General features: G+C 65.5%; 27 protein-coding genes. 15 read left to right on the plus strand and 12 right to left on the minus strand.

What is annotated here, in order from left to right; translation table 11 throughout:
• The first annotated feature begins 35 nt into the window (after window positions 1–35).
• The 4 genes from MRBLMC3_RS18830 (at window position 36) to MRBLMC3_RS18845 (ending at window position 3,847) form a co-directional block, all read left to right on the plus strand.
• On the plus strand, window positions 36–1,415 hold the full coding sequence (locus MRBLMC3_RS18830) for an APC family permease (RefSeq protein ID WP_363831299.1): 1,380 nt from the start codon (window positions 36–38) through the stop codon (window positions 1,413–1,415).
• A complete protein-coding gene (locus MRBLMC3_RS18835) occupies window positions 1,412–2,194 on the plus strand; it encodes a polyphosphate kinase 2 family protein (RefSeq protein ID WP_363738076.1) in 783 nt (260 codons plus the stop codon). The genes MRBLMC3_RS18830 and MRBLMC3_RS18835 overlap by 4 nt, the downstream gene beginning before the upstream one ends.
• 86 nt (window positions 2,195–2,280) lie before the next feature.
• Window positions 2,281–3,594 (plus strand): methyl-accepting chemotaxis protein, encoded by a 1,314-nt coding sequence (locus MRBLMC3_RS18840; RefSeq protein ID WP_363831301.1) that lies wholly within the window; start codon window positions 2,281–2,283, stop codon window positions 3,592–3,594.
• A 67-nt stretch (window positions 3,595–3,661) separates the two neighbouring features.
• Window positions 3,662–3,847: a hypothetical protein gene (locus MRBLMC3_RS18845; RefSeq protein ID WP_133653934.1), complete on the plus strand. Its 186-nt coding sequence runs from the start codon at window positions 3,662–3,664 to the stop codon at window positions 3,845–3,847.
• Between the two features lie 45 nt (window positions 3,848–3,892).
• On the opposite strand, the gene greB is transcribed toward MRBLMC3_RS18845, so the two are convergent.
• Together greB and MRBLMC3_RS18855 are read right to left on the minus strand one after the other, a co-directional pair.
• The gene (gene greB / locus MRBLMC3_RS18850; protein WP_363831304.1) at window positions 3,893–4,378 is read right to left on the minus strand and encodes a transcription elongation factor GreB; all 486 of its coding nucleotides are present in this window, start codon (window positions 4,376–4,378) and stop codon (window positions 3,893–3,895) included.
• Window positions 4,379–4,440: 62 nt separating this feature from the next.
• Window positions 4,441–6,477 (minus strand): lytic transglycosylase domain-containing protein, encoded by a 2,037-nt coding sequence (locus MRBLMC3_RS18855; protein ID WP_363831307.1) that lies wholly within the window; start codon window positions 6,475–6,477, stop codon window positions 4,441–4,443.
• Window positions 6,478–6,646: 169 nt separating this feature from the next.
• Between MRBLMC3_RS18855 and dapA the strand changes: the two genes are divergently transcribed.
• The 9 genes from dapA to MRBLMC3_RS18900 all read left to right on the plus strand — a co-directional run bounded on the left by dapA (window position 6,647) and on the right by MRBLMC3_RS18900 (window position 14,777).
• Window positions 6,647–7,525: a 4-hydroxy-tetrahydrodipicolinate synthase gene (gene dapA, locus MRBLMC3_RS18860; protein ID WP_363753301.1), complete on the plus strand. Its 879-nt coding sequence runs from the start codon at window positions 6,647–6,649 to the stop codon at window positions 7,523–7,525.
• 43 nt (window positions 7,526–7,568) lie between these two features.
• Complete coding sequence (gene smpB / locus MRBLMC3_RS18865) at window positions 7,569–8,051, plus strand: SsrA-binding protein SmpB (RefSeq protein WP_007683053.1); 483 nt, start codon at window positions 7,569–7,571, stop codon at window positions 8,049–8,051.
• Window positions 8,051–8,659 (plus strand): DUF2062 domain-containing protein, encoded by a 609-nt coding sequence (locus MRBLMC3_RS18870; protein WP_363831310.1) that lies wholly within the window; start codon window positions 8,051–8,053, stop codon window positions 8,657–8,659. Before smpB ends, MRBLMC3_RS18870 begins: the two co-directional genes overlap by 1 nt.
• A gap of 129 nt (window positions 8,660–8,788) precedes the next feature.
• Window positions 8,789–11,134: a hybrid sensor histidine kinase/response regulator gene (locus tag MRBLMC3_RS18875; RefSeq protein WP_414714672.1), complete on the plus strand. Its 2,346-nt coding sequence runs from the start codon at window positions 8,789–8,791 to the stop codon at window positions 11,132–11,134.
• 91 nt (window positions 11,135–11,225) lie between these two features.
• A complete protein-coding gene (locus tag MRBLMC3_RS18880; RefSeq protein ID WP_363738083.1) occupies window positions 11,226–11,585 on the plus strand; it encodes a response regulator in 360 nt (119 codons plus the stop codon).
• 99 nt (window positions 11,586–11,684) lie between these two features.
• On the plus strand, window positions 11,685–12,758 hold the full coding sequence (gene recA / locus MRBLMC3_RS18885; RefSeq protein WP_363738085.1) for a recombinase RecA: 1,074 nt from the start codon (window positions 11,685–11,687) through the stop codon (window positions 12,756–12,758).
• 428 nt (window positions 12,759–13,186) lie between these two features.
• Complete coding sequence (locus tag MRBLMC3_RS18890) at window positions 13,187–13,609, plus strand: DUF350 domain-containing protein (protein WP_133653927.1); 423 nt, start codon at window positions 13,187–13,189, stop codon at window positions 13,607–13,609.
• 3 nt (window positions 13,610–13,612) lie between these two features.
• Window positions 13,613–14,470, plus strand: a complete 858-nt coding sequence (locus tag MRBLMC3_RS18895; RefSeq protein ID WP_363831315.1) for a S1 family peptidase — start codon at window positions 13,613–13,615, stop codon at window positions 14,468–14,470.
• Between the two features lie 31 nt (window positions 14,471–14,501).
• On the plus strand, window positions 14,502–14,777 hold the full coding sequence (locus tag MRBLMC3_RS18900) for a DUF3297 family protein (RefSeq protein ID WP_133653925.1): 276 nt from the start codon (window positions 14,502–14,504) through the stop codon (window positions 14,775–14,777).
• A gap of 86 nt (window positions 14,778–14,863) precedes the next feature.
• Here MRBLMC3_RS18900 and MRBLMC3_RS18905 read toward each other — a convergent pair whose 3' ends face one another.
• The 4 genes from MRBLMC3_RS18905 to MRBLMC3_RS18920 all read right to left on the minus strand — a co-directional run bounded on the left by MRBLMC3_RS18905 (window position 14,864) and on the right by MRBLMC3_RS18920 (window position 17,954).
• Window positions 14,864–15,550: a CHAP domain-containing protein gene (locus MRBLMC3_RS18905; RefSeq protein WP_363831318.1), complete on the minus strand. Its 687-nt coding sequence runs from the start codon at window positions 15,548–15,550 to the stop codon at window positions 14,864–14,866.
• Between the two features lie 74 nt (window positions 15,551–15,624).
• Window positions 15,625–16,155, minus strand: a complete 531-nt coding sequence (locus MRBLMC3_RS18910) for a CHAP domain-containing protein (RefSeq protein ID WP_363831321.1) — start codon at window positions 16,153–16,155, stop codon at window positions 15,625–15,627.
• 105 nt (window positions 16,156–16,260) lie between these two features.
• Complete coding sequence (recF, locus tag MRBLMC3_RS18915; protein ID WP_363831324.1) at window positions 16,261–17,328, minus strand: DNA replication/repair protein RecF; 1,068 nt, start codon at window positions 17,326–17,328, stop codon at window positions 16,261–16,263.
• An 83-nt stretch (window positions 17,329–17,411) separates the two neighbouring features.
• A complete protein-coding gene (locus MRBLMC3_RS18920; RefSeq protein WP_363753286.1) occupies window positions 17,412–17,954 on the minus strand; it encodes a hypothetical protein in 543 nt (180 codons plus the stop codon).
• A gap of 202 nt (window positions 17,955–18,156) precedes the next feature.
• On the opposite strand from MRBLMC3_RS18920, the gene MRBLMC3_RS18925 reads away from it, so the two are divergent.
• A complete protein-coding gene (locus MRBLMC3_RS18925) occupies window positions 18,157–18,693 on the plus strand; it encodes a peroxiredoxin (RefSeq protein WP_363753283.1) in 537 nt (178 codons plus the stop codon).
• A gap of 22 nt (window positions 18,694–18,715) precedes the next feature.
• Here the strand turns inward: MRBLMC3_RS18925 and MRBLMC3_RS18930 are convergent, their stop codons facing one another.
• The 6 genes from MRBLMC3_RS18930 to pyrE all read right to left on the minus strand — a co-directional run bounded on the left by MRBLMC3_RS18930 (window position 18,716) and on the right by pyrE (window position 23,594).
• Complete coding sequence (locus MRBLMC3_RS18930; RefSeq protein WP_363831327.1) at window positions 18,716–19,615, minus strand: dienelactone hydrolase family protein; 900 nt, start codon at window positions 19,613–19,615, stop codon at window positions 18,716–18,718.
• 233 nt (window positions 19,616–19,848) lie between these two features.
• Window positions 19,849–20,931 (minus strand): AI-2E family transporter, encoded by a 1,083-nt coding sequence (locus tag MRBLMC3_RS18935; RefSeq protein ID WP_208108099.1) that lies wholly within the window; start codon window positions 20,929–20,931, stop codon window positions 19,849–19,851.
• 21 nt (window positions 20,932–20,952) lie between these two features.
• Window positions 20,953–21,843 (minus strand): signal peptidase I, encoded by an 891-nt coding sequence (gene lepB, locus MRBLMC3_RS18940; protein ID WP_363831330.1) that lies wholly within the window; start codon window positions 21,841–21,843, stop codon window positions 20,953–20,955.
• 31 nt (window positions 21,844–21,874) lie between these two features.
• On the minus strand, window positions 21,875–22,276 hold the full coding sequence (gene acpS / locus MRBLMC3_RS18945) for a holo-ACP synthase (RefSeq protein ID WP_363738102.1): 402 nt from the start codon (window positions 22,274–22,276) through the stop codon (window positions 21,875–21,877).
• The gene (locus MRBLMC3_RS18950; RefSeq protein WP_363753274.1) at window positions 22,273–23,010 is read right to left on the minus strand and encodes a pyridoxine 5'-phosphate synthase; all 738 of its coding nucleotides are present in this window, start codon (window positions 23,008–23,010) and stop codon (window positions 22,273–22,275) included. Before MRBLMC3_RS18950 ends, acpS begins: the two co-directional genes overlap by 4 nt.
• 2 nt (window positions 23,011–23,012) lie before the next feature.
• On the minus strand, window positions 23,013–23,594 hold the full coding sequence (gene pyrE / locus MRBLMC3_RS18955) for an orotate phosphoribosyltransferase (RefSeq protein ID WP_363753348.1): 582 nt from the start codon (window positions 23,592–23,594) through the stop codon (window positions 23,013–23,015).
• A gap of 288 nt (window positions 23,595–23,882) precedes the next feature.
• Here pyrE and coxB point away from each other — a divergent pair, with 288 nt between their 5' ends.
• Entirely contained in the window at window positions 23,883–24,887 is a 1,005-nt protein-coding gene (gene coxB / locus MRBLMC3_RS18960; protein ID WP_363831333.1) for a cytochrome c oxidase subunit II, read from the plus strand.
• Window positions 24,888–24,903 lie beyond the last annotated feature (16 nt).

Consider the following 24,903-nt stretch of genomic DNA (forward strand, 5'->3'; position numbering starts at 1 on the left):
TCCCTTCTATGTAAGGGAGGAGAGGGGACCAGATCATGCTCGACGAACAGATGCTGCCGGACAAGCCGCCGGCCCTGGCGCGCAGCCTGGGCGTGGCGGGCGTGCTGTTCCTGACCCTGTCCGCGACCACCCCGGCATCCTCCGTCTTCGTCATCATTCCTGGCATGTTGCAGGCGGCCGGGACGGGCGCGATCTGGGCGATGATCCTGGCCAGCCTGATCTGCGTCGCCACCGCCTTCATCTATGCCGAGCTCTCCTCCGCCTGGCCGGTGGCGGGCGGGGAATATGTCGCGGTGGCGCAGACGCTGGGCCCCATGGCCGGTTTTGTCATGCTGGGCGTCAATGTCTTCAACAATGTGCTCTTCCCGCCCGTCGCGGCGCTGGGCATCGCCTCGGTCATGGCGACGGTGGTGCCGGGACTCCCCGCCGTGCCGGTCGCCGTCGCGGTGATGATCGGGTCGACGCTGGTGGCGATCCTCAACATCCGCGTGAATGCGGTCATCACCGGGCTGTTCCTGCTGGTCGAGCTGGCGGCGGTGGCGGTGGTGATGGTGCTTGGCTTTGCCGATCATGCGCGGCCGGCGCTGCAATTCCTGACCCATCCAATGGTGGCGACGGGGCAGGGCTTTGCCCCGGCCAGCGCGGCCTCCGTCGGGGTGGCGACGACGATCGCGATCTTCGCGCTCAACGGCTATGGCATGGCGGTCTATTTCGGCGAGGAGATGCACGAGGCGCCGAAAAGGATCGCCCGGACCATCCTCGCCGCCCTGGCGCTCGCGCTGCTGTTCGAAGGGGTGCCGTTGCTGGCGCTGCTGCTGGCGCGGATCGACCTTGCCACCCTGCTGACCGTCGATGATCCCTTTGGCCTGCTGGTGCGGCAACGGGGAAGCGCGGGCCTTTCGGCGCTGGTGTCGGTTGGCATCGTGCTCGCCATCGTCAACGCCATCATCGCCTGCATCCTGGCCTGTGCGCGCTTCTTCTATTCGACGGGGCGGGACCGCGCCTGGATTCCGCGCATCGACGACTGGCTGGTGGCGATCCATCCACGTTTCGATTCGCCCTGGATCGGCACGCTGATCGTCGGCGGGATGGGGACGCTTGCCTGCTTCCTGCCGATGTCGATGCTGCTGGTGCTGAACGGTACGGGGCTGGTGGCGATCTATGGCGGCATCGCGCTGGCCGCCATGGCCGGACGGCGCGGCGGGGCGAGCGCCCATGCGCCCTATCGCATGCCGCTTTATCCGCTTGCGCCGGCCGTCACCCTGCTCGCGCTGGCCTATGTCGTCTGGACAAGCTGGCTGGACGTCGGGGAGGGGCGGCCAGGACTGATTGCAACCGCTGCGCAGATTGCGGGTTCGGTCCTTTGGTATAAGCTCGTGCTTTGCCGCCGTGGCCAATGGAAGGTGCAGACATGACCATCGACCTTGCCGATTATGAGAAGGGCGCGACGTTCAAGGGCGATTATGAGGCGAAGCTGGCCGAATTGCAGCAGCGGCTCGCCAAGATCCAGGTCGCGCACATCATCCACGACCGGCGCAGCGTCATCCTGCTGGAAGGGTGGGACGCAGCGGGCAAGGGCGGCATCATCAAGCGCATGACCGCCGACTGGGATCCGCGCTATTACAAGGTGCACCCCATTTCCGCCCCGACCGAGGAGGAGCGGGACAGGCACTTCCTCTGGCGCTTCTGGACGCGGCTGCCGGCGGGACGCAACATCGCGATCTTCGACCGGAGCTGGTATGGCCGGGTGCTGGTCGAGCGGGTCGAGGGCTTTTGCTCCAAGGGCGAGTGGAAGCGCGCCTATGAGGAGATCAACGCCTTCGAAAAGCAGCAGGTCGATGCCGGGACCAATATCGTCAAGCTGTTCGTCCACATCACCCAGGAAACGCAGGACGAGCAGCTCGCCCAGCGGCTCGACACCCCCTGGAAACGGTGGAAGACCGGCGCGGACGATTATCGCAACCGCGCCCGGCGGGCCGATTATCTCGACGCCATGCACGACATGTTCCGCAAGACCGACACCAAGGCAGCGCCCTGGCAGGTGATCGACAATAATCACCGCCGGGCGGGACGGATCGCGGCGCTTTCCCATGTCGCCAAGCGATTGGAAAAGCTGGTGCCGATGAATTTTCCCGAAGCCGATCCGGAAGTGGTGAAGCTGGCCGCCAAGGCCTATGGCTATAAGGTGCCATAGAAAAATCTCTTTTAATCAGTGACTTGTAACAAAACTGTCATCAAATGCTAACGGCTCATTTACCATTGGGGGCTTAATCGGTGCCCATGTACGCGCCGTCCTTGCTCGACCGTTCCCTGGCCCATTCGGCTGGTCCGACCCTGGTGACGCCCAGCCCCGCGATTCGGCTGGGGCGGCCGCTGTGCGAGGCGGTCGACCATTTCCAGCATGACCCGGCGCTGCGCCTGTTGCCGGTGCTCGATGCCGCCGACCGGCCCGTGGGGGCGATCTATGAACGGGACATGCGGCGCATCCTATTCAATCCCTTCGGCCATGCCCTGTTGCGCAATCCCAGCTTTGGCGGGCGGCTGGACGATCATGTCCGGCACTGCGCCACGGTCGAGCGGTGCGCCAGCATAGAGGTGCTGATCGATCTCTATGCGGCGCAGGGGCAGGGTTGCGAGGGGCTGATCGTGGTCGATGGTGATCGTTATGCCGGAATTGCGGGAGGGCAGCTTCTGCTCAAGCTGGCGGCGGAGCGCGATGCTCGGGTGGCGCTCGCGCGGGTGGAGCGGCTGGAACGGGTGACGCGCGAGAGCGCGGTGTTCCGGGGCGATATCCGGGCCCTGATCAGCGACATGGTGGCGATGGCGGACATGCTGTCGCGCCTGTCCGAGGATGCGGCGGGGCGGTCCGCGCATAATGGGCGTGCCTCGGCCGGCATGGCCGTGGCGGCGGCGCAGACGGCGGACAATCTGGCCGGCATCGCCGCATCCGGGCGGGAGCTGGGGCTGCTGTTCCAGGCGATGGAGGATGAAGTGCGAGAGGCGGGCGCCGCCATTCGCGCCGCCGTCGACCAGACGCAATCCGGCGCGGCGCAGACACGGACGCTGAGCGCGCAGGCCGACGGCATTGGGGAAGTGACCGCGCTGATCGATGCGATTGCGCGGGCGACGACGACGCTGGCGCTCAATGCGGGGATAGAGGCGGCGCGGGCCGGCGATGCGGGTCGAGGCTTTGCGGTGGTCGCGCGGGAGGTGAAGACGCTGGCGGGACAGACCCGCGACGCGGCGGCGGAGATTGCACGGCGGATCGACCATATCCGTACCACCGTCGGCCAGGTGGCGGAGGGGCATGCGCATATGGATGCAGCGATCGCGACCGCGGACCGGCTTTCCGCCTCCGTGTTCGAGGCGGTGGCGCGGCATGGCGCGTTCAGCCGGGCCATTGCGGACAGCGTAGCGGAGGCGGGCGAGGCGAGCGGGCATGTTCGCGCCAGCGCCAGCCAGATCAGCGTCAATGCGGGATCGGCGGTGGAGGATGCCCAGGCCATGCGCGACGCGGCGACGCGCCTGTCGGAAGAGGCGCATCGGCTGGATGATCGTGCCAGCGCGTTCATCCGGGCAATTCAGGCGGCATGAAGGGAAAAGGGCTGGCGTCGGGAGGAATTCGGGCTAGGCTCTTCTTCCAGAAAGAAGGAGAGGATGCATGCTCGTCATGTTCGTGGGCGCCGACCGGACCGAAACCGCCGTCAATGCCGCGCAGGTCACCTTCGTGTCATCGGTGACCGACGGCACCCGCATCCGCTTTGGAGAGGGACGCAGCGTCACCGTCACCGAACCGATCGGGGAAGTGATGGAACGGCTCAACCATTCGCTGAGGCCGCATGATTAGAGTGGGAATGCGGGCGCGCCGCGCGCCTGTTTCCGCAAAAGGCGATCACGCCGGATAGCTGATCGCCATCACCTCATATTCCCTCTCGCCCGCGGGCAGCATCACGCGGCGCAGGTCGCCCACGGCGGCGCCTCGCAACGCGCGGGCTATCGGCGTACTCCAGCCGATGCGGCCCGCAGCGGCATCCGTCTCGTCATTGCCGACCAGCGTCACGGTGCGGTGCCGGTCATCCTCGTCCGCGATGGTGACGGTCGCGCCGAAATAGACCTTGCCCTTGTCCGGTTGCTGGCGCGGGTCGACGACCCTGGCGTCCTTCATCTTGCGGGAAAGGCGCTTCAACTGGCCATCGATCTCCCGCATCCGCTTGCGGCCGTAGAGATAGTCGCCATTTTCGCTGCGATCGCCATTGCCTGCAGCCCAGCTCACCACCTCCACGATCCGGGGGCGCTCGACGCCGAGCAGATGGTCATATTCGGCGCGCAGCTTCGCGAAGCCTTCGGGGGGGATGTAATTGGGGTGAGGGGTGCTCATGATGAACCCTGCCTAGCTTTCCGAACCGCCCTTGTCGAAGCCCCGTGGGTTCCCCAGGGGGTTCAGCCCGGCGTCTGCTTGCCCAGATATCTGGACAGCGGCGTCGTGGTGCCCCGGAAACGGGCGCGCTGCGGGTTCATCGCCTCATAGACGACGGCGTTTTCCAGCACGCGCTGGACATAGTTGCGCGTCTCGAACAGCGGGATCTGCTCGATCCAGCGCAGCATGTCGGCGCCGGGCAGGCGCGGGTCGCCATTGGCCGCGATCCAGCGATTCACATTGCCCGGCCCGGCATTATAGGCCGCCACCGCCAAGGGATAGCTGCCGCCATAATAGTTAAGCATCCGCTGGAAATAGGCGGAGCCGAGCATGATGTTGTAGCTGGGGTCGTTGAGCGAGCTGGCATCATAGCTCATCCCCAGCTTTCCCGCCTGTTCGCGGGCGGTGCCGGGCATGAGCTGCATCAGCCCGCGGGCGCCCGCATGGCTGACGATCTGACGGTCGAACTGGCTTTCCTGGCGGGCGATGGCATGGACCATGGTCCAGTTAAATTGCGCCTCGGACGGGACAGGTACGCGTGGGAAGGCGCTTTCGCCATAGCCGGTGAGGCCGCTCGACACGGCGCGGCGGCCGACCATCACGCCCATGTCCGGCCGACCGATGCTCTGCGCGAGCTCCACCGCCAGATAATGATCTGCATCGCTGTCGGCATTATTGGCGATGGCGCGGGCGAATTTGCTCTGGTCTTCCCAATAGCCCATCTGGCCCAGCGCCTTCACCGCACGGACGACCGAGCGGTTGGCGAAGGCCGCGCGTTCCGCGGCGGAGATCTCGACCGGGCGTTCGACGGTGGCGGGGGCCGGGATCGGCCGGCCCAGCCGTTCGAGCGCGAGCTGCCCGTAAAACTGGTCGGGAAAGGAGCTGGCGCGGGCGAAATAGCTGTTGGCGGTCGCCGCGTCCCCGGCCTGGAGCGCGGCGCGGCCCGCCCAGTAGAAGCCCTTGGATTGCGTCTGCGGCGACTTGGCGGCGGTGGCGTAGCGGCGGAACATCTCCATCGCGTCCAGCGGTCTGCCCAGATTGTAGAAGGCCGTCGATCCCGCAAGCCAGGCCAGGCTGGTATAGTCGTCGCGCTCGCCTATGGGCCGGGTGTTGACGTCGGTGCCGGGCAGATAGGCGTCGTCCAGCTTGCTGGCGATGCCATAGGCGAAGCTCCACTGGCTGTCATTGGCGGCGGCGCGCGCCTGCGTCAGCAGCGCTTCATACCATTTTTCCGGATCGCCCGGACGGAAGGCCAAGGCCGGGCGGTTGGCGAGATACTGGCGACCGGCGACCCAGTTGCCCGTGTTGAGCAGCCATGTCGCCTTGTCAGCGACGAAGCCGGCGTCGGTCGCGCCCACGGCCTCCGCCAACTGCATCTTCATCGCCGCGTCGGGCGCCTTCTGGCGGAAGGCGATCCGCGCCTCATAGACCGGGCGGCGCGCCGGCGAGACATAGGCGAGCCTGCGCTGCGCGCCGATGATGTCGCCCTTCCACAGCAGCGCGTCGGCGCGTAGGTCATGCTCGACCGCGGTCCAGCCCGAACCGAAGAGGGAAAGCAGTCGCGCCTCGTCATCGGGCGAGAGCGTGCCGCCGATCCATGCGTTGCGGGCGGCGACCCGCGCCTCGCCCATGCGACCCTGCTGCATCAGCGCCAGCGCGTAGCGGGCATTGCCGGTCGCGGTGCGCGGCGGGAAGCGGGTGAAGAAGGCGATGACCTGCGCGGGATCGTAGCTGTTCGGATTGATGCCGGTTTCCGCCAGCCGCCGCATCCGGTCCTCGCCCGGCCAGCCCGGATTGGCCATGATGAAGCTCATATAGGTGGAGGAGCCCAGGCCGTCGCTCTGCTGGAGCGCGCGCCACTGGCTGATCGTGCCGGAGATCGAAGGATCGCTCGCCACGCCGATTCGGCTCTGCGCGCGCTGCCAGGGGCTGGGTTCGCTGGAGCTGGGGACCGCCTGAACCACGGCGCCGGGCGGATAGGCCGCAGCCGGCGCAGGGGCAGTGGTTTCGGTCTGGGCGCTGGCGCCGGCTGTGAAAAGCAAAAGGGCAATCAGAGGCATACGAACCGTGAGGGCTTCCGAAGCAGTTTCAAGGCAGAAGAGCGACACCCTACTGGACATTATCGCAATTGCATCCTTATCAGGCCCTGAATGACGCGCTATAGCGCGCCCTTCGCGTGTTTCACGCTATTATGCCCCGGAATCCCGGTGAGTTGAAGGAGTTTGTTGCATGTTTTCCGGGTCGATTCCGGCGCTGATCACGCCCTTTCGCAACGGGGCAGTGGACGAGGCGGCTTTCCGCGCCTTCGTCGACTGGCAGATCGAGGAAGGCAGCAGCGCGCTCGTTCCCTGCGGCACCACGGGCGAAAGCGCGACCATGACGGTCGAGGAACATAATCGCGTCATCGCCGTCTGCGTCGACCAGGCGGCGGGCCGCGTGCCGGTGATCGCAGGATGCGGTTCCAACGACACGCGAATCGCGCTGGAGCACATGTTCGCCGCGCAGGCGGCGGGCGCCGATGCGGCGCTGGTGGTCGCGCCCTATTACAACAAGCCCAATCAGGAAGGGGTCTACCAGCATTTCGCCTATCTGGCCGAGCGCTGTTCCCTGCCGATCATCCTCTACAACGTGCCCAGCCGCACGATCACCGACATCGGCGTCCCGGTGATCCACCGCCTGTCGGAGGAATTCCAGACGATCGTCGGCATCAAGGACGCCACCGGGAATCTGGGGCGGGTCAGCGCACAGCGCCTCGCCTGCCGCGCCGATTTCTGCCAGCTTTCCGGCAATGACGAAACGGCCTTGGGTTTCAACGCTATGGGCGGCAAGGGCTGCATTTCGGTCACGGCCAATGTCGCGCCGCGCCTGTGCGCCGAATTCCAGCAGGCGATGGCGAGCGGCGACTGGCATGGCGCCCTCGCGATCCAGGATCGTCTCTACCCGCTGCATGACGCGCTGTTCAGCGATGCTTCACCCGGCCCCGTCAAATATGCCCTTACGCGCGTTCGGCCCGACATGCCCGGCGACGTCCGCCTGCCGATCACCTGGCCGTCGGAATCGAGCCGGACCGCCGTCGACAGGGCGCTGGAGATCGCGGGACTGGTTTGAGCGCCCTGCGGGCCTATATGATGAAGCGAGTTGATAGAGAATAATGGCCCGTCCCCGTCCCGAAGCCTTCGACAAGAAGAAGATCGTCGCCGAAAACCGGCGCGCCCGATTCGAATATTTCCTGGAGGATGTGTTCGAGGCGGGCATCGCCCTGCAAGGAACCGAGGTGAAGTCCCTGCGCTTTGGCGAGGGCAATATCGCGGAAAGCTATGCCGAGGTGAAGGGCGAGCAGGTGTGGCTGGTCAACAGCAACATCCCCGAATTCAGCCATGGCAACCGCTTCAACCATGAGCCCAAGCGCCCCCGCAAGCTGCTGCTGCACCAGCGGGAGATCGCCCGCATGCACGGCGCGGTCGAGCGCAAGGGCATGACGCTGGTGCCGCTGTCGATCTATTTCAACAGCCGCGGCAAGGCGAAGGTCGAGCTGGCGCTGGCCAAGGGCAAGAAGACCCATGACAAGCGCGACACGATCAAGGAACGCGACTGGAAGCGCGATCAGCAGCGCATCATGAAGGCGCATCGCTGATGGGTGCCAAGGAAGGGATGGGGAGGCTCTCCCGCTGGTGGCACGCCAATGCACCCACCCGCGAATCGCTGGAGAACAACCGCTTTTTGGCCCCGGTGGCGCACCGGGTGCTGGAACCCTCGCTGTGGCGCTTCACGCGGCGTTCGGTGCCGCGCGGCGTGGCACTGGGGCTGCTGGTGGGCATCTTCCTGCTGATCCCCGGCGTGCAGATTGCGGGCGCGGCGCTGCTGGCGCTGCCGTTCCGGGCGAACATCCCGCTGGCGGCGGCGATGACCTTCCTTTCCAATCCGGCGACAACGCCGCTGTTCCTGATGGCGTCCGTCTATATGGGCAACTGGCTGCTCGGGCGGTCGGCGGATGCTTCGGGCTTCATGGCGCTGATCGACCGGCATGCCTCGATCCGCGAATGGTGCGCCTGGCTGTTTTCGGAAGCAGCGCCTGCCATGTTGCTGGGGCTGGCGCTGATTTCGCTGGCCTTTGCGGTGGTCGGCTACTTCCTGGCCGACTGGATCTGGCGCCATCGCATGGGCCGGAAATGGCATGCGCGCAAATTGAGGATTGGCAAGGCACGCGAAAGCAGCGCATTGGAGGAAATCGCTTCAGCCTGACCGGCGGGAGCGGGCAGTCCATTGTGAATGCAGGGGGATAGCCGGGCCGTGTCCGTGCGTGTGATCAGGGATGGAGACGCCTGGGCGGCAGACCGATCGTCGCCCCTTGCCCTGCCGCTGCTCATCCTGATGGCGCTGATGTCAGCCGGGCTGGTCGTCTATGCCGCGGGCAACTGGGCGCTGGGCGCCGGCTTCGGCGCGGCGGTGCTGGCCGGGGCGGCGCTGCTCGGCTGGTATCGTCGGCTTTATCCGCAGGAAGTGGCCATGGGCGAGGCCGTGCCGGACTGGACCGTGGCGCGGGCCGCGGCCGACGCCTCCAACATGGCGATCGCGGTCACCGATCGTGCCGGCCGGCTGGTCTGCGCCAGCGATCTGTTCGGGGAATGGTTTCCCGGTTTTCCGACGCCGCCGCAAATCACCGGCGACAGCAGCCTGTCCGACAGTCTGGGCAACGCCGCCCGCACCGCGTGGCGCGACGGCGAAGCACGGGTCGAGGGCATCGTCCAGGGTGCGTTGCGGCTGGATGCCTTCCTCTGCCGCACCGGCCGTTCGGAGGATTATCTGCTGTGGCGCTTTTCCCCGGTGCGCCAGCCAAGCGCCTTGGATGATGTGCATCGCCTGCTGATCGGAGAGGCCGGGCGGCAATTGGGCGAAGCGGGCATCATGGCGGTGATGATCGGCGGGGAAGGACGCATCCGGGCCGCCAATGGCGCCTTCCTGCTGCGCGCGGCGGGCCGGATCGACGCCAATATCACCGGGCGTGATTTCGCCGCGCACATGCGGGTGGACGACAAGGGGCGGCTGTTCCTGGCGCGGGAGGAATCGGGCGGCATTCCGCTGCGGCTGTTGCAGGTACCGCTGAAGCGCGCCGTCCAGCCGACGGGCGCGCAATCGGGCGCGCAGGATGGGCCCATGCTGCTGTTGCTGATCGATGAGCCGGCGGGCAATGCGGGCGGCACGTCGGCGCTTTCCTATATCGAGACGCTGTTGTCGCTGCTGCCCTTCGGCCTGGCGATGGCGGATCGCGACGGACGCGTGCTGTTCATGAACAAGGCCTTTTCGCGGGCCGCGGGCGTCAAGCCAGAGGAGAAGCCAAGCTATCCCGGCGACCTGGTGGTGCGGGAGGACCAGGCGGCGGTGGCCGATGCCGTTCGACGCTTTGCGGTGGGGCCGCAAATGTCGGGCGACGTCGCCGTGCGCATGCGCAACCAGCCCGACGAGCCGATCGCGCTCAGCCTGGCCGGCGTTCGGGGCCTGGGCGAGGCGGCGGTGCTGCTCTCGCTCAAGGACAACAGCGAGGAGAGCAAGCTCAAGCGACAGGTGGCGCAGGCGACCAAGATGCAGGCGATCGGCCAGCTGGCGGGCGGCGTGGCGCACGACTTCAACAATATACTGACCGCCATCATCGGCCATTGCGACCTGATGCTGATGCGCCATACGCCCGGCGACAGCGACTATGACGACATCCAGCAGATCAAGTCGAACAGCAATCGCGCCGCGGGGCTGACCCGCCAGTTGCTCGCCTTCTCGCGCCAGCAGACGCTGCGGCCGCAGATATTGCAGTTGCCCGACATCGTCGCCGACGTATCCAACCTGTTGAAGCGGCTGCTGGGCGAGAGCGTCAAGCTGGAGGTCAGCCATGGCCGCAATCTGGGGGCGGTGCGGGCCGATCCCGGCCAGTTGGAGCAGGTGATCGTCAACCTGGCCGTCAATGCCCGCGATGCCATGCCGGACGGCGGCACGCTCAACATCCAGACCTATGGCGTGCCCGCCGCCAAGGTAAGGGAGATGCGGTCGGACATATTGCCGCCGGCCGACTATACGGCGGTACGGGTGTCCGACACGGGGCTGGGCATCCCGCCCGACATTCTTTCCAAGATCTTCGAACCCTTCTTCACCACGAAGGAACTGGGCAAGGGAACGGGGCTTGGCCTTTCCACCGTCTACGGCATCGTCAAACAGTCGGGCGGGTTCATCTTCGCCGAGTCCGAACTGGGGCGCGGGGCGAGCTTCGTCATCTACCTGCCGGTCTATCAGGGCGCCGATGTCGATCAGGCGGCCCAGCCCAAGGCCCCGGCCCGTCGCAGTGAAACCTGGGGCACGGGCACCGTGCTGCTGGTGGAGGATGAGGATATGGTGCGCGCCGTCGCGGAAAGGGCCTTGTCGCGCCAGGGCTATAAGGTGCTGACCGCCAATGACGGCGAACAGGGGCTGGAGGTTCTGGGCGGGGACGAGAAGATCGACCTGCTCATTTCCGACGTCGTGATGCCGAACATGGATGGTCCGTCGATGGTGGCGCGAGCGCGGGCGAGCCATCCCGACCTGCCGGTGCTGTTCATGTCGGGCTATGCCGAGGAACAGTTGCGCAAATCGATCGACATCGCCAATGTGGCTTTCCTGCCAAAACCCTTTTCTGTCAGCCAGTTGGCGGAAGCGGCACGGGATGCATTGGCGATGCGGCCGACGGCGGAGTGAATTTGGACAATGAACTTCTGCGCGGTTTGTCGATTATGCCTGTGGGAAAAGGCCTTTGGGGTTGCGATGGGTAAGATTGGGGACCGCAAGCATGTCTGATGGCAAGACCATCCTGGTCGTCGAGGATGAGGCAATGATCGGGATGATGCTGGAGGATTATCTCGATACGCTCGGCTATCGGCTGCACGCCATCGCCGAATCGGTCGATGACGCCTGCGCCAGGGCGCGCGAGGGCGGCTTTGATGCGGCGCTGCTCGATTGCAACCTGCATGGCGAGAAAAGCTGGCCCGTGGCAGATATATTGGCGCAGAGCGGCATACCCTTCATCTTTGCGACTGGCGGCATGGCCGACGATCTGCCGACGGGCCACGCCGACCGGCCGACTTTGGCCAAACCCTTCACCATCGGGGCGGTGGAACGCGCGCTGAACAAGGCGTTGGGCACCGCTTAAGAAAATTTCGTTCACCCCTTGTTCCATAAGAACAAACAGGATACATGGTGGCCACGCGCCATCCGGACCGGCGCGTTCCGCTTGACAGGGGATAGGCCGATGACCGCAATGCTCTCACTCATCGATTCCAAGAAGACAGGGACAATGGACAGACAGAAAGCATTGGAAGCGGCCCTTTCCCAGATCGACCGCGCCTTCGGCAAAGGTTCGGCCATGAAGCTGGGCAGCCGCGAGAAGATCGAGATCGAGGCGATCTCGAGCGGATCGCTGGGACTGGACATCGCGCTCGGCATTGGCGGCCTGCCGCGCGGACGCATTGTCGAGATTTATGGACCCGAAAGCTCGGGCAAGACCACGCTGGCGCTGCACGCCATTGCAGAGGCGCAGAAGACCGGCGGCATCGCGGCCTTTGTCGATGCGGAACATGCGCTTGATCCGGTCTATGCCAGGAAGCTGGGCGTCGATATCGACGAACTGATCGTGTCGCAGCCCGACACGGGCGAGCAGGCGCTGGAGATCGTCGATACGCTGGTGCGTTCGAACGCGATCGACGTGCTGGTGATCGACTCGGTCGCCGCGCTGGTGCCGCGCGCCGAAATCGAGGGCGAGATGGGCGACAGCCATGTCGGCCTGCAGGCCCGCCTGATGAGCCAGGCGCTGCGCAAGCTGACCGGCTCCATCTCCCGCTCGCGCTGTCTGGTGATCTTCATCAACCAGGTCCGCATGAAGATCGGCGTCATGTACGGCAATCCCGAAACGACGACCGGCGGCAATGCGCTCAAATTCTACGCCTCGGTCCGCCTCGACATCCGCCGCACCGGCCAGATCAAGGACCGTGAGGACATTGTCGGCAACGCGACCCGCGTGAAGGTGGTCAAGAACAAGGTCGCGCCGCCCTTCAAGCAGGTCGAATTCGACATCATGTATGGCGAAGGCGTGTCCAAGATCGGCGAACTGCTTGATATCGGCGTGAAGGCCGGTCTGGTCGAGAAATCGGGCGCCTGGTTCTCCTATGACTCGGTCCGTATCGGCCAGGGTCGCGAGAATGCGAAAACCTATCTGAAAGAACATCCCGAAATGGCGGACAAGCTGGAAAAGGCGATCCGCGGCAAGACCGAGGAAGTCGCCGAAGGGATGATGGCCGGACCCGAGGCGGAGGATGATGGCGAATAAGCGCTGACAGGCTTTCCGGCCAGATCAACCGGAAGGCTCCAGCGCGGTTCTGCCCGCCTGCTGCTTCACGCACTGAAAAGGCCCGCTGCGCCACTGGCGCGGTGGGCCTTTTACCGTGGGTCAAATTAGCATGAACCGGGCGCTGTCTGTGGGCGACCTCAACCCGATCCCGGCTATTTGTCGTCCGTCAGACCTGGATGTCGATCGGCTCTGGGCGCGCTGTGCTCCTGCGGAGGCGGGCCCCCAGTCCCGCCTTGGAGGAACATGACGACGCTTGAAGTCGGCGCTGTGGAGCGGCTTGTTTCATTCGGCGCCTTTCGCTGGGGTGGTGTGCGAAGGGGCAGGAATCGCGCGCGCCGGCTACTGTCCGGCCGTTCCAGCCGTCGACCGCAATTGCGCAGCTCCATCGCTTGCGGCATCCTGAAGCAATGACCGATCCCATGCCTGTCATCCAGAGCCTGCTCTCCGGATTGCCGATCTTCCTGCTCCACCTGGCCTCTGCCACCCTGGCCTGGCTGGCGGCGCTGGCACTCTATATGTGGATCACGCCGCATGATGAATTTGCGCTGATCCGGGAGGGCAATGCGGCGGCGGCGATCTCGCTGGGCGGGGCAGCGATAGGACTCGCGGTGCCGCTGGGCTTTTGCCTCGCGGGTTCGGTGAATGTCTGGGACATCATGATCTGGGGGAGCGTCACCCTGATCCTGCAACTCATCGCCTTTCGCATGGTCGATTTCCTGCTGGGCTCGCTACCCACCCGAATCGAGGCGGACGAACGGTCCGCTGCCATCTTCCTTGCCATGATGAAGGTCGCCATCGCCTGCCTTACCGCCGGCGCGGTCGCGGGCTGAGCCATGGCGCGCGGGCGCTTCGGCTGTCTGCCAGGCCTGCTTGGCATCATCCTGGCGCTGCTGTGGATCAGCGAGGTGACCAGGCCTACGCCGCTGCGTGTCGAGGCGTTCGACCCCCGCTCCCCCCGCCGCCCGATGCCGCAATGGAGCGATGAGAGCTTCGTCATCGAGGAACGGGCAGAGGCGCCCGCCGACAGCATGGGCACGACCTTCTCAATCGATCGTTCCGGCGCCTGGCTGACCGCCGAGCATGTCACCCATGGCTGCACCCGCGTCGGCATAGAGCAGGGCGGCTTTGCCCGACCCGTGTCGCGGCTGGTGGAAAGCGGGGAAGCGGACGCCTCGCTGGTGCGCGGCGGCGTTGCGAGCGACCAGGCCCTGCCGCTGTCGGAACGCATGCCGCCGCCCGGATCGGTCGGCTATCATATGGGTTTTCCCGGCGGCCAGCCGACGCTGGTCATATCGGAGCTTATTGGTGCAGCGCGCGCCCGGCGCGGGGTGGGGGAGGAGACGCAGCCGGTGCTCGCCTGGGCCGAACATGCGCGCATCCCCATGGGGGACGGCACCTTGTCCGGCATCAGCGGCGGACCCGTCTTTGCCGAGGACGGGCATGTCGTGGGCGTCAACAGCGCCGCCACGGACCGGCGCGGGCGGATATTGACGACGGCACCCGATGCCATGATGCGGCTGGTCGTCGCCAGCCGGGCGGTGACGGAACGGCCGGTGGCCTACCCCTTCCTGGACGTCGCCGATGCGCACGCCCGCTTTGAATCCTGGTTGGCGCAGGGGGTGATCCGGCGCATCTTCTGCGACGTGGATGATGGGCCGGAGCAGTTGACGGCAGGTAGCCCCAAGGGCTAGGTCGCGCCAAATTCACAGGATCTGGACCATCATGAGCGATACGCCCCCCGACCGTCTTTCCACCAACCCGAAGAGCCCCTTTTTCGACATGGACGTGCTGCAGCGGGGCATCGGCATCCGCTTCAAGGACCGGGTCCGCAATGACGTCGAGGAATATTCCATCTCGGAAGGCTGGATTCGCGTCGCGGCCGGGAAGACGCGCGACCGTCATGGGCAGCCGCTGACGATCAAGCTCTCCGGCCCGGTCGAAGCCTGGTTCGAGAATCCTGCGGAGGACGCCGGGCAAAGCGCGGACAAGGCGGAATAGCCTTTTCGATCGCGGTGGACGAAAGGTGCGCTCTCCTGGTTGGGGTGGCGTCTTTCGACGCGAAAGGCGCCAGCGATCCCCGCGCCTCAACGCAAGGCCGCGTCCCGTTTCACCTCCGCGATGATGTCGCGCAGCGAGCGGGTCGAGGGCGTCGAATCGGCATAGCGGATGGCGCGCAGGTCAATCGTCAGGCGCGGCTGTCGGGCAACGACCGTCCGCGCCGACGGCGCCTCCGGCTCCGGATCGTCTTTCGCCACGTTCATGCTCGCAAGACGAACGCTGTCGCCCAGTGCGGGGTCGGGCTGGAATTCATGCAATTGCGGCTTGTCGGGATAGATGAAACCGAAGGTCGGGTTGCTGCGCGCGCCCATCTGGTTGGTCGGACTGTGCCAGACGCGCACCGCGCTCCAGTCGCCTGCTTCGGACACGTCGATCGCGAGAACGTCTTCTTCGATCGCGCCAGGTACCGACCAGTTGGCGTGCCGGATCAGCACGCGCCGGTCATCCAGGACCCGGCTGACCACTGCGACATGACCCAGCACCATCGGGCCGACGGGACGGAAGGCCAGCACTGCGCCCCTGCGCGGTGAATGGCCGCGTTTATAGTGATTTTCCGCCTGGTCCCACCAGGTCAATGCGTCGCCATGGATCTGAACGCCCGATACGGTGCGCGCATAGGGCACGCATTGCAGCATGGTCGCGCCCAGCGCCGGCGTCGTGATCATCAGGCCGGCCAGCAACAAGGCCGCCCAGCGCGTTTTTCCCAATTTCATGCGACCCCAAAAAAGTCAGAATCGCCCCACCGGCCCTGAAACTAGGCGCTGGCGTTTAGGAAATGGTTAAAATGTCAGAAAGCAGTCTGGGCACCGTCGACGCCGACGGTTGCGCGATCCGCCATGGCGATCTGCACCGGAGCAGCGGTCGGCTTTTGCGTGTAAATGAAGCCCTTGGCGGCGTTCGGCCGCAGACCCAGATCCCCGATCGGGCCATACCATACGCGCACGTTGGTCCAGTCGTTGTTGGGGGAAACGTCGATAGCGCGGACATTGCGCTCAATGCCGCCGCGATAGGACCAGTTGGCATGGGTCAGCAGCACTTCGCGCTCGTTGATCACCTTGCTGACCATCGCGACATGGCCGACCGGCATCGAACGGCTGGCGGCGAAGGCGAGGACGGCACCGACCCGCGGTTCATGGCCGCGCTCATAGCGGCCCTCGGCCTGGCCCCACCAGCTATTGGCATTGCCGTACAGCGCGATGCCGGAAACCTGGCGGGCGAAAGGAGCGCATTGCAGGACACCCGCGGCGGCCGGGGTCGTGATCAGGGCGCCAAGCACAAGCGTTGCCGCTGCGACAATAGCGCGAAAACCACCGATCATAGAAATGCGACCCCCGACTTCTGGAACGACTGACCCCGTGGAGGCTTTAGGACAGACGCCGGACTTGTTGGGAAGCGCCCAGCGACGAATCGTTGTTGCGATGCGTCAATCTGCGGAACGAACGACCTGGCCAGCCGTTACGCAAAATCGGCTGGCTTTACCCAACTCATTGAAAAGACTGCCTTCCGTTCCCGTCATCCAGACCTGACCGCCGGGTTCGCGCAGCCGGTCGAACAGCGCAGCCCGTCGCGACGGGTCGAGATGCGCCGCCACTTCGTCGAGCAACAGTATCGGGGGCTGGCCGCGATGCGCCGAGACCAGCGCGGCGTGGGCGAGCAGGATGGAGAGCAGCAGCGCCTTCTGCTCACCGGTCGAACAGAGCGCGGCGGCCTGCGCCTTGGCAGCATGGACAACGGCGAGATCCTGGCGGTGCGGGCCGGACAGGGTGCGGCCGGCGGCGGCATCGCGGCGGCGCTCGCGCGCGAGGCGAAGCCCCAGGGGCTCCTCGCTCGCTTCTTCCTCGATCGCCAGCAGGGGACGGGCGAAGGGCTGGTCGGGCTGGCCCTGCAGCGCAGCCTGAAGGCGGCTGACCAGATCGGCACGGGCAGCGGCCAGGGCGGCGCCATGTTCGTCCATCTGCGTTTCCAGTGCGCTCAGCCAGGAGGGATCGGCGGCGGACAGATCGTTCAGCAGCCGGTTGCGCGCGCGCATCGCCGCCTCATAACGGGCGCTGTGCACGGCATGGGCGGGATGCAGCGCCAGCGTCAGCCGGTCCAGGAAACGCCGCCGCCCGCCGGGGCTGTCCATGAACAGGCGGTCCATGGCGGGCGTCAGCCAGACGATGGAGAGATGATCGGCCAGCGCGTTGGCGGAGGAGGCAACACCGCCGATCCGCACCTGCCGCCGGTCGGGCGCGGAAGCGAGAACCCCCGTGCCCAGCATCACGCCGTCCACTTCCGCCGCAATGCCGAAGCCGCCAGCCCCGTCCTGCCGGACCATGTCGCGCAGGGCCGCGCCTCGCAAGCCGCGCCCGGGCGCCAGCATCGACACGGCCTCCAATATGTTGGTCTTGCCCGCGCCATTGTCGCCCGTCAGCACGATGAAGCTGTGATCGGGCATGATCAGCGCATCCGCATGGTTGCGGAAATCGCTCAAGGTAAGACGGCCGATCATGGGGTGGCTCTATCCAGTGCGAAGGCTTTGGGAAAGCGCGGAGTAGAGCGCCTCCGGTTCCTGCGACGGCAAGGATCGGGAAATCAGCTACACCGCTTGCGTGTCACAGCCCGGCCCCCGTCGATCACCGTCAATTCGCGGCCGCCCGCCGACGGGCGCAGTTCCAGTTTCCTCTTCCAGCTCTGCCCTTCGCCGGTAAAGGCGGCGTCGATGCGGATGCGCCCGTCCGGGCCGTGCGACACGCCGGTCGCCTTCCCCTCGCTTTCCAGGAAGACGAGGCTGGTGGGCGTGATCGTCAGTTCAAGGTCGGCGGCGCGATCGGCGCAGCTTTCGTCCAGCCCGGTCCAGCGCCCCTGCAGGCTGGCGGGAATGGTCGACCCCACCGTCGCCGGCGACGAGGGAATTTCCGGTGCGGGCTCGGCGGTCTGAATCTCGTTCGCGTCCTGCGGCACCTGCTGGATGTCGTTCATCGCCTCATCGACGATATTGGTGGCCATACCGGGCTGGTCACCCGGCTTGTCGTTGCACGCCGCAAGGACAAGCAGCGGCAGGAGGATCATTGCGCGCATGGGAAGAAAACCGGCGCTTCGCCAATGGGTTCCGGGCCGCCCGCCTTCCTGCTTCATTCCTGCTGTCCTCCAGTCGAGAGGGGCGTTATGCCACGGCCGGGCTGGGAAGGGAGATGTTTTCTTTGCTCGCGGTGGAAGCGAGCGCACTGGCGGGCTTGCGCGCGTCGAGCGTTGCGGCCATCACCATGGCCGAACGCGATGGCATGTCGGCGTCGCCTGCCCGAGCCTGAGCGAATATGCCTGGAAGAAGAGGAAAGCGATGATGAGAAGCCTGAAGATCGCGCTCGCCCTTGCCGCTGCCGCCGCCGGTTCGCAGGGCGCCATGGCCGCGCTGGCCGTCGGGGCCAAGGCGCCCGACTTCACCACCCGCGGCGCGCTCGCGGGCAAGACCTTCACGCTGACGCTGTCGCATCAGTTGAAGCGCGGCCCGGTGGTGCTGTATTTCTTCCCGAAGGCGTTCACGCCCGGTTGTTCCGCCGAAGCGCGGGAATTTGCCGAACATATCGAGGATTTCAGGAAAGCGGGCGCAACCGTCATCGGCATGTCGGGCGATCCGGTGAACGATCTCGTCGCCTTCTCCACGAAGGAATGCGCGGGCAAGTTCGCCGTGGCATCGGCCGGGCCGGCCATCGTGTCGGGCTATGACGTGGCGCTGAAGATGCAGCCGGGCATGACGGACCGTACCTCCTATGTCATTGCGCCGAGTGGCCGCATCGCCTTCGTCCATAGCGAGATGAACTATGCCGGCCATGTGAAGAGCACGCTGGCGGCCGTTCAGGCGATGAAGCAGAAATAGGGCGTTCGCGCCGGCGGCGCCCTTATTTTTTCACATATTTGCCGAACCAGTCGAGCGTCGCCTGCCAGGCGGCCTTGGCGGCGGCTTCGTTGTAGCTGGGACGATAGTCGGCCATGAAGCCGTGGTCGGCGCCGGGATAGACGGTGATCGCGTCGGGCGGCGATTTGCCGGCGATCTTCAGCGCGGCCTGCATCTTCTCTACGTCGGCCACCGGAATGCCCTTGTCGAGCGCGCCATATTGGCCGAGCACCGGGGCCTTGAGCTGGCTCACCTGCTCGATGACGCTCAGCGGCTGCAATTCCGTCTTGTCGCTGATCAGCCGGCCATAGAAGGCGACGCCCGCGTCCAGTTCCCTGCTATGGGCGGCGTAGAGCCATACCACGCGCCCGCCCCAGCAGAAGCCCGTCATGCCCCGCCGCCTGCCGTCGCCGCCATGGCTGCCCGCCCAAGCATAGGTGGCGTCGATGTCCTTCAACACCTGCTCGTCGGAAGCCTTGGAAACGATGGTGCCAATCAGTTGCTTGAAGTCCGCGACCTTGGTCGCGTCGCCATGGCGCGCGAACAGGTCGGGCGCGATGGCATAATAGCCCGCCTGGGCGAAGCGGCGGCAAAGATCGCGTATCCACTCATGCACGCCGAATATCTCATGCACCACGACGATGATCGGTGCGGCCCTGGCGGCGGCAGGCCGGGCGACGAAAGCAGGCATGGCGAAGCCGTCGCTCGCCCTGATCGACACGGCCTCTTCCTTCAATCCTTCGCCGGAAGTCTGGACCGCGCTGCTGGATATGGGACGGCAGGCGGCAGCGAACCCGGCAGCGAATGCCCCGCCCATCAGCAGCTTGCGCCGGTCGAGTCCGGTCGAGCCGATCCAGTTTCTGTCCTCCGGCAAGCGTTGGGGCTGATCCTGTCCGTCGGTCATGCGCGTCTCTCCTCAAGCCATTGCGGCAGAGCCTGAGCCTTTTCACATGGAGCGAGAACGCCCTGTCCCCGGATGCCGCATTTTTCCGAGTCGTTGATCCTGGCGCGCCGCGTCAGATCGGACGCGGCCATGCCCTCCGAATTTTCGTCGTGGCATCGTCAATCGGATGATCGCTGTCCGGTTTTTCGCACGATGCTTGAAGTCCCCTTATAATCCAAGAGCAAAAGGAATGATCATCCCGTGACCGGGACAGCCGCGCTCCTCTCATTCTCCGCTTCCAGCGCCTTCGACCGCTCCTCCAGATAGACCTTGATCATCGCGATGATCGGGTCGGCGAGAAACAGACCCATGATCCCGAACAGCGCGCCGAACAGGATTTGCGCCGCCAGCACGAGCGCGGGGGCCAGATCGGTGGCGCGCTTGGCCACCATCGGCACGATCAGGTAACCGTCGACGATCTGCACCACCAGATAGACGCCGAACGCATATAGCCCGGCATTCACGCCCGCCGAAAAGCCGACCAGCACGATCAGCACGCCGGAGATGATCGACCCGATATTGGGGAGGAAGGCGAACAGTCCGGTCAATATGCCGAGCAGCCCGGCCATCGGCACCCCGCCGGCCCAAAGCAGCAGCCAGGTTCCCACGCCTTCCACCGTCATGCCGATCAGCCGGCCGAACATCAGCCGCCGGAGCGTCCAGCCCATCCGGTCGGCAATGGCGTAGAAGCGACCGCGCCTGTCCATCGGCAGCATCCAGGCGACGCCGCGCTCATAGAGCTTGGGTTCTATCGCGATGAAGATGGCGAGCACCAGCATCATCACCCCGCTGGTGACCGCACCGACCATCGTCCCCACCGCCGCCGTCACCCGTCCGAGCGAACTCATCGCCTGTTGCGCCAGGCTCTTGAAATCCTCTGGCGTGGTGGTGATGCCGAGCTGTTGCAGCCATTGGCCAATGCGGTTGATCTGCGTCTCGACGATGACCCGCATCGCCTGTGCCTGCGCAGCCAGGCTCGATCCCGTCAGGTAGAAGGTATAGATCAGGAAGGCGAGGGCGGCGATCAGCACCAGGGCCAGTCGCCAGCCGCGCCCGATCGGCAGGACCCGGCCCAGCAGCCGGGTGCCACCATCCATCATCGTGGTCAGGACCAATGCGCCCATGATGAGCATGATCGGCTGCGCGAGCAGCACGAGCAGCGCGATGGCGATGCCGATGGCGAACCAGACCCCCGCGCGCTTGATTTCATGCTGGACCAGCGGGCTGCGCAATTCGCTGGGGCCGGGTTCCTCAATGTGGATTTTCGTCCCGCTCAATCCAGGCCCCCTGTGCAAGGCTTATTTCGGTGGAGTAACGCTCGCCGGGCGCAGGCTGTTCCCGGCTCGGCCACCGCGCAGGGCATGGAGCCAGCTTAGCGGGTTCCAGGATGAATCGCCGTCGAGCGAGAAGGTGATGAACTCCGCCCGGCCGCCAATGGCTTCCCACGGCACTGGTCCGCCCAGTCCGTTCTCCTCCAGCGGCGCGCGGCTGTCGGCGCTGTTGTCGCGATTGTCGCCCATCAGGAAGACGTGATTCGGGGGGATCCGCACCGGGCCGTACCAGTCGAGCGTGCTTGGGCCCATATCGATGATGACATAGGTCTTGCCGTTGGGCAGCACTTCCTGCCGCACCGGCAATTCGCACCAGCTTTTGCCGTTCGCATCCGTGACCAGCGCGCCGGGGAATTGCGCGGGTGGGCAGGGGGCGTTGCCGTCAACAGGGATGCGGATGGGCTTCAGTACCCTTTGCGGCACCGGCACGCCGTTCAGCACGACCTGTCCGCCCCGCACCTCCAATATGTCGCCAGGCAGGCCGATGACCCGCTTGATATAATCCTCCCGCTTGTCCTGCGGCGAAACGATGACGATATCGCCACGGTCGGGCATGCGGCCGAAGATCCGGCCCTTCAGGAAGGGCAGCGGATGGAAGCTGGGCGAGACGTAGGACCAGCCATAGGGATATTTGCTGACCACCAGCCGGTCGCCCTTCAGCAGCACGGGCATCATCGATTCGCTGGGAATGTAGAAGGGCTTGGCCACGAAACTGTGGAAGGCCAGCACCGCCAGGATCAGCAGGGTGATGCTTTTCGCCTCGTGCCACCAGTTCACGGACGCCTTTTCCGGCTCGGAAACCGGGCCGGGCTGGTCGGATGGGGCAGAATCGTTTTCGGTCATGTCGGCTGCCGTCATGGGAGGATTTCCGGCTGGAGAGATGCGGCGCTTATAATGGCAAGGCTTCGATAATCACAAAGGCTTGTGCCCATGGATGATCGTCGGTGAGCGTCAGGTGAACGACGGGCCGATGTCCGGCCGGCACCAGCGATTCGAGCCGGGCGAGTGCTCCGCCGCTCAGCTGCAGCGTCGGGGCGCCGCTTGGGCTGTTGACGACGCCGATGTCCTTCATGAAAACGCCCCGTTTGAAGCCGGTGCCCACGGCCTTCGAAAACGCTTCCTTTGCCGCGAAGCGCTTGGCGAGCGTGCCCGCCTTGGTGAAGGGACGGCGGTTGGCCTTCGCCCGCTCCACATCGGTGAACACGCGATTCTCGAACCGCTCCCCGAAGCGGTCGAGCGAATTCTGGATCCGCTCGATATTGCAGAGGTCGGAACCGAGGCCGACGATCAACGGGCCAGGTCCATCTGGCGGCGCATTTCGCGAATGCTGCTCTCCAACCCGCTGAAGATCGCCTCCCCGATCAGGAAATGGCCGATATTGAGTTCGGCGACCTGCGGGATCGCGGCGACCGGCCCGACATTGTCGAAGGTCAGGCCATGGCCCGCATGCGGTTCGATGCCATTCTTCGCCGCCAGCGCTGCCGCATCGGCCAGCCGCCGCAGCTCCTCCGCCCGTTCGGAACCCTCCAGATGCGCGTAGCGGCCCGTATGCAGTTCGACCACGGGAGCGCCTAGTCGAATGGCTGCCTCGATCTGCGCGGCGTCAGGTTCGATGAACAGGCTGACACGCACCCCGGCATCGCCCAGCGCGCCGACGATGGGGCGGAGAGCGTCGATCTGCCCGGCGGCGTCCAGCCCGCCCTCGGTGGTCCGCTCCTCGCGCTTTTCCGGCACGATGCAGGCGGCATGCGGCCGATGCCGGAGCGCGATGCCCAGCATTTCCTGCGTCGCCGCCATTTCCAGGTTCAGCGGCACCGTCAGCGCCGCCATCAGCGTGGCGATATCCTCATCGCGAATGTGCCGCCGATCCTCGCGCAGATGGGCGGTGATGCCGTCCGCGCCCGCCTTGGCCGCCAGCAGCGCCGCCTTGACCGGGTCGGGATGCGTTCCCCCGCGCGCGTTGCGAATGGTCGCCACATGATCGATGTTGACGCCCAGGCGCAGATGAGCGGGGGTTTGCGACATGGCTACTGCTTCCGGCTGCCGGGCTTGATCGCGGGGATCGCCGCCAGTTCGGGCGGGACCTGGTCCGCGTCATAGACGGGGAAATTGATGCTGACGAGCGGGTAGAAGGGAACGCCCAGATCCACTTCTCCGGCGGAACGGTCGACCAGCGCGGCTTCCGCGATGACGATGCCGCCCTCCGCCTCTACCGCCTCGATCGCCTGGCGGGAGGAGAGGCCGGTGGTGACGACGTCCTCCACCATCAGCACCTTCTGTCCCGGCGTGATGGCGAAGCCGCGGCGCAGTTCGAACGTGCCCTCGGGACGTTCCAGGAAAACGGCGTCCTTGTCGAGCGCGCGGCCGATTTCATGGCCGATGATGAGCCCACCCATCGCAGGGGACACCACCAGATCGATGTCCTGCCGCAATTCGCGGGGCAGCTTCTGCACCACGGCGCGCGCCAGCCGTCCGGCCCGCTCCGCGTTCATCAACACGCGCGCGCACTGAAGATAATTGGCGCTGCGGCGGCCCGAGGAAAGGATGAAATGCCCCTCCAGCAACGCGCCCGCAGCCCTGAATTCCGCTAATACTTCCTCGTCGGTCATTCTTGTCTTGATCCATTCGCCCACGCCGCCCCGCTCGGGCGCGATGCGGCACGCCTTTTCACCATGGGTCGCCCCATGATCTCGCCCCATATATGCGCAATTGCGCGCGGGGTGCGAGATAGGCTCACCAACTAGGCGTTGCAACAGCGAAGAAAATCTGGTTGTGGAAGCTTGAGGCGTAAAAAAAGATGCTTATAAGCCGCGGCAGACCGATACGGGCGGGGGGGACGTGTATGCGTGTGTCTTCGTTGCTGCGGCGCCAAGGGGTTACGGGGTAAGAAGACGCTTATGAACAAGGTGAAATCGCTCGTTCTCGCCGGGTTGTTGGCCTTTGCGCCCACGCTCGCCATGAACGGTCCGGCGCTGGCCCAGGAAAATGCCGCGGTGGCGGCTCCGGCCGCCGGGAACGAAACCGCAGCGGCTGATTCGGCCGGCAATGCAGCAGCGCCCGCCGCACAGGCCGCGCCAGCGGCGAAGGTCGCTGCGCCGCCCCGGATGAAGCCCACTCTTGGCGTCGGCATGCCGATGCCGGGTGAAATCACTCTTCAGAAGCAATTCTCGCCAACCGGGCACACCGCGCGCTGGCTGCATGACAAGATGCTGCTGCCGATCATCACCATCATCTCGATCTTCGTTCTGGTCCTGATGCTCTATGTCATGGTCCGCTTCCGCCGCAGCGCCAACCCGACGCCGTCCAAGACCTCGCACAACACGGTGATCGAGGTGATCTGGACGGTGGTGCCGGTCGTGATCCTGCTCGCCATCGCTATTCCCTCGATCGGCCTGCTGGCGGACCAGTACAAGCCTGCGCCCAAGGATGCGCTGACCGTCAAGGTCACCGGCTACCAATGGTATTGGGGCTATGAATATCCTGACAACGCCATTCCGGAATTCGTTTCGAACCTGCTGCCCCGCGACAAGGCGGAGGCGAATGGCGAGCCCTATCTGCTGGCGCCCGACAATCGCCTGGTCCTGCCGGTCGGCCGTCCGATCAAGCTGATCATCACCGGGGCCGACGTGATCCACAGCTTTGCGGTCCCTTCGCTCTGGGTGAAGATGGACGCCGTGCCGGGCCGCCTCAATGAGAAGAGCTTCACCATCGAGGAGCCAGGCGTCTATTACGGCCAGTGCTCGGAACTGTGCGGCGCGCGCCATGGCTTCATGCCGATCGCGATCGAGGCGCTTCCGCAGGACCAGTTCAACCAGTGGGTGCTCTCGCAGGGCGGCACGCTGAAGGCCGCCCCCGCGACCACGGCGCAGGCCCCGGCTGCCGCGCCTGCCGCCAAGCTTTGATGTAAGGGCAAGACGC

This window comes from Sphingobium sp. LMC3-1-1.1 (assembly GCF_040676285.1).
Classification (GTDB): Bacteria; Pseudomonadota; Alphaproteobacteria; order Sphingomonadales; family Sphingomonadaceae; genus Sphingobium.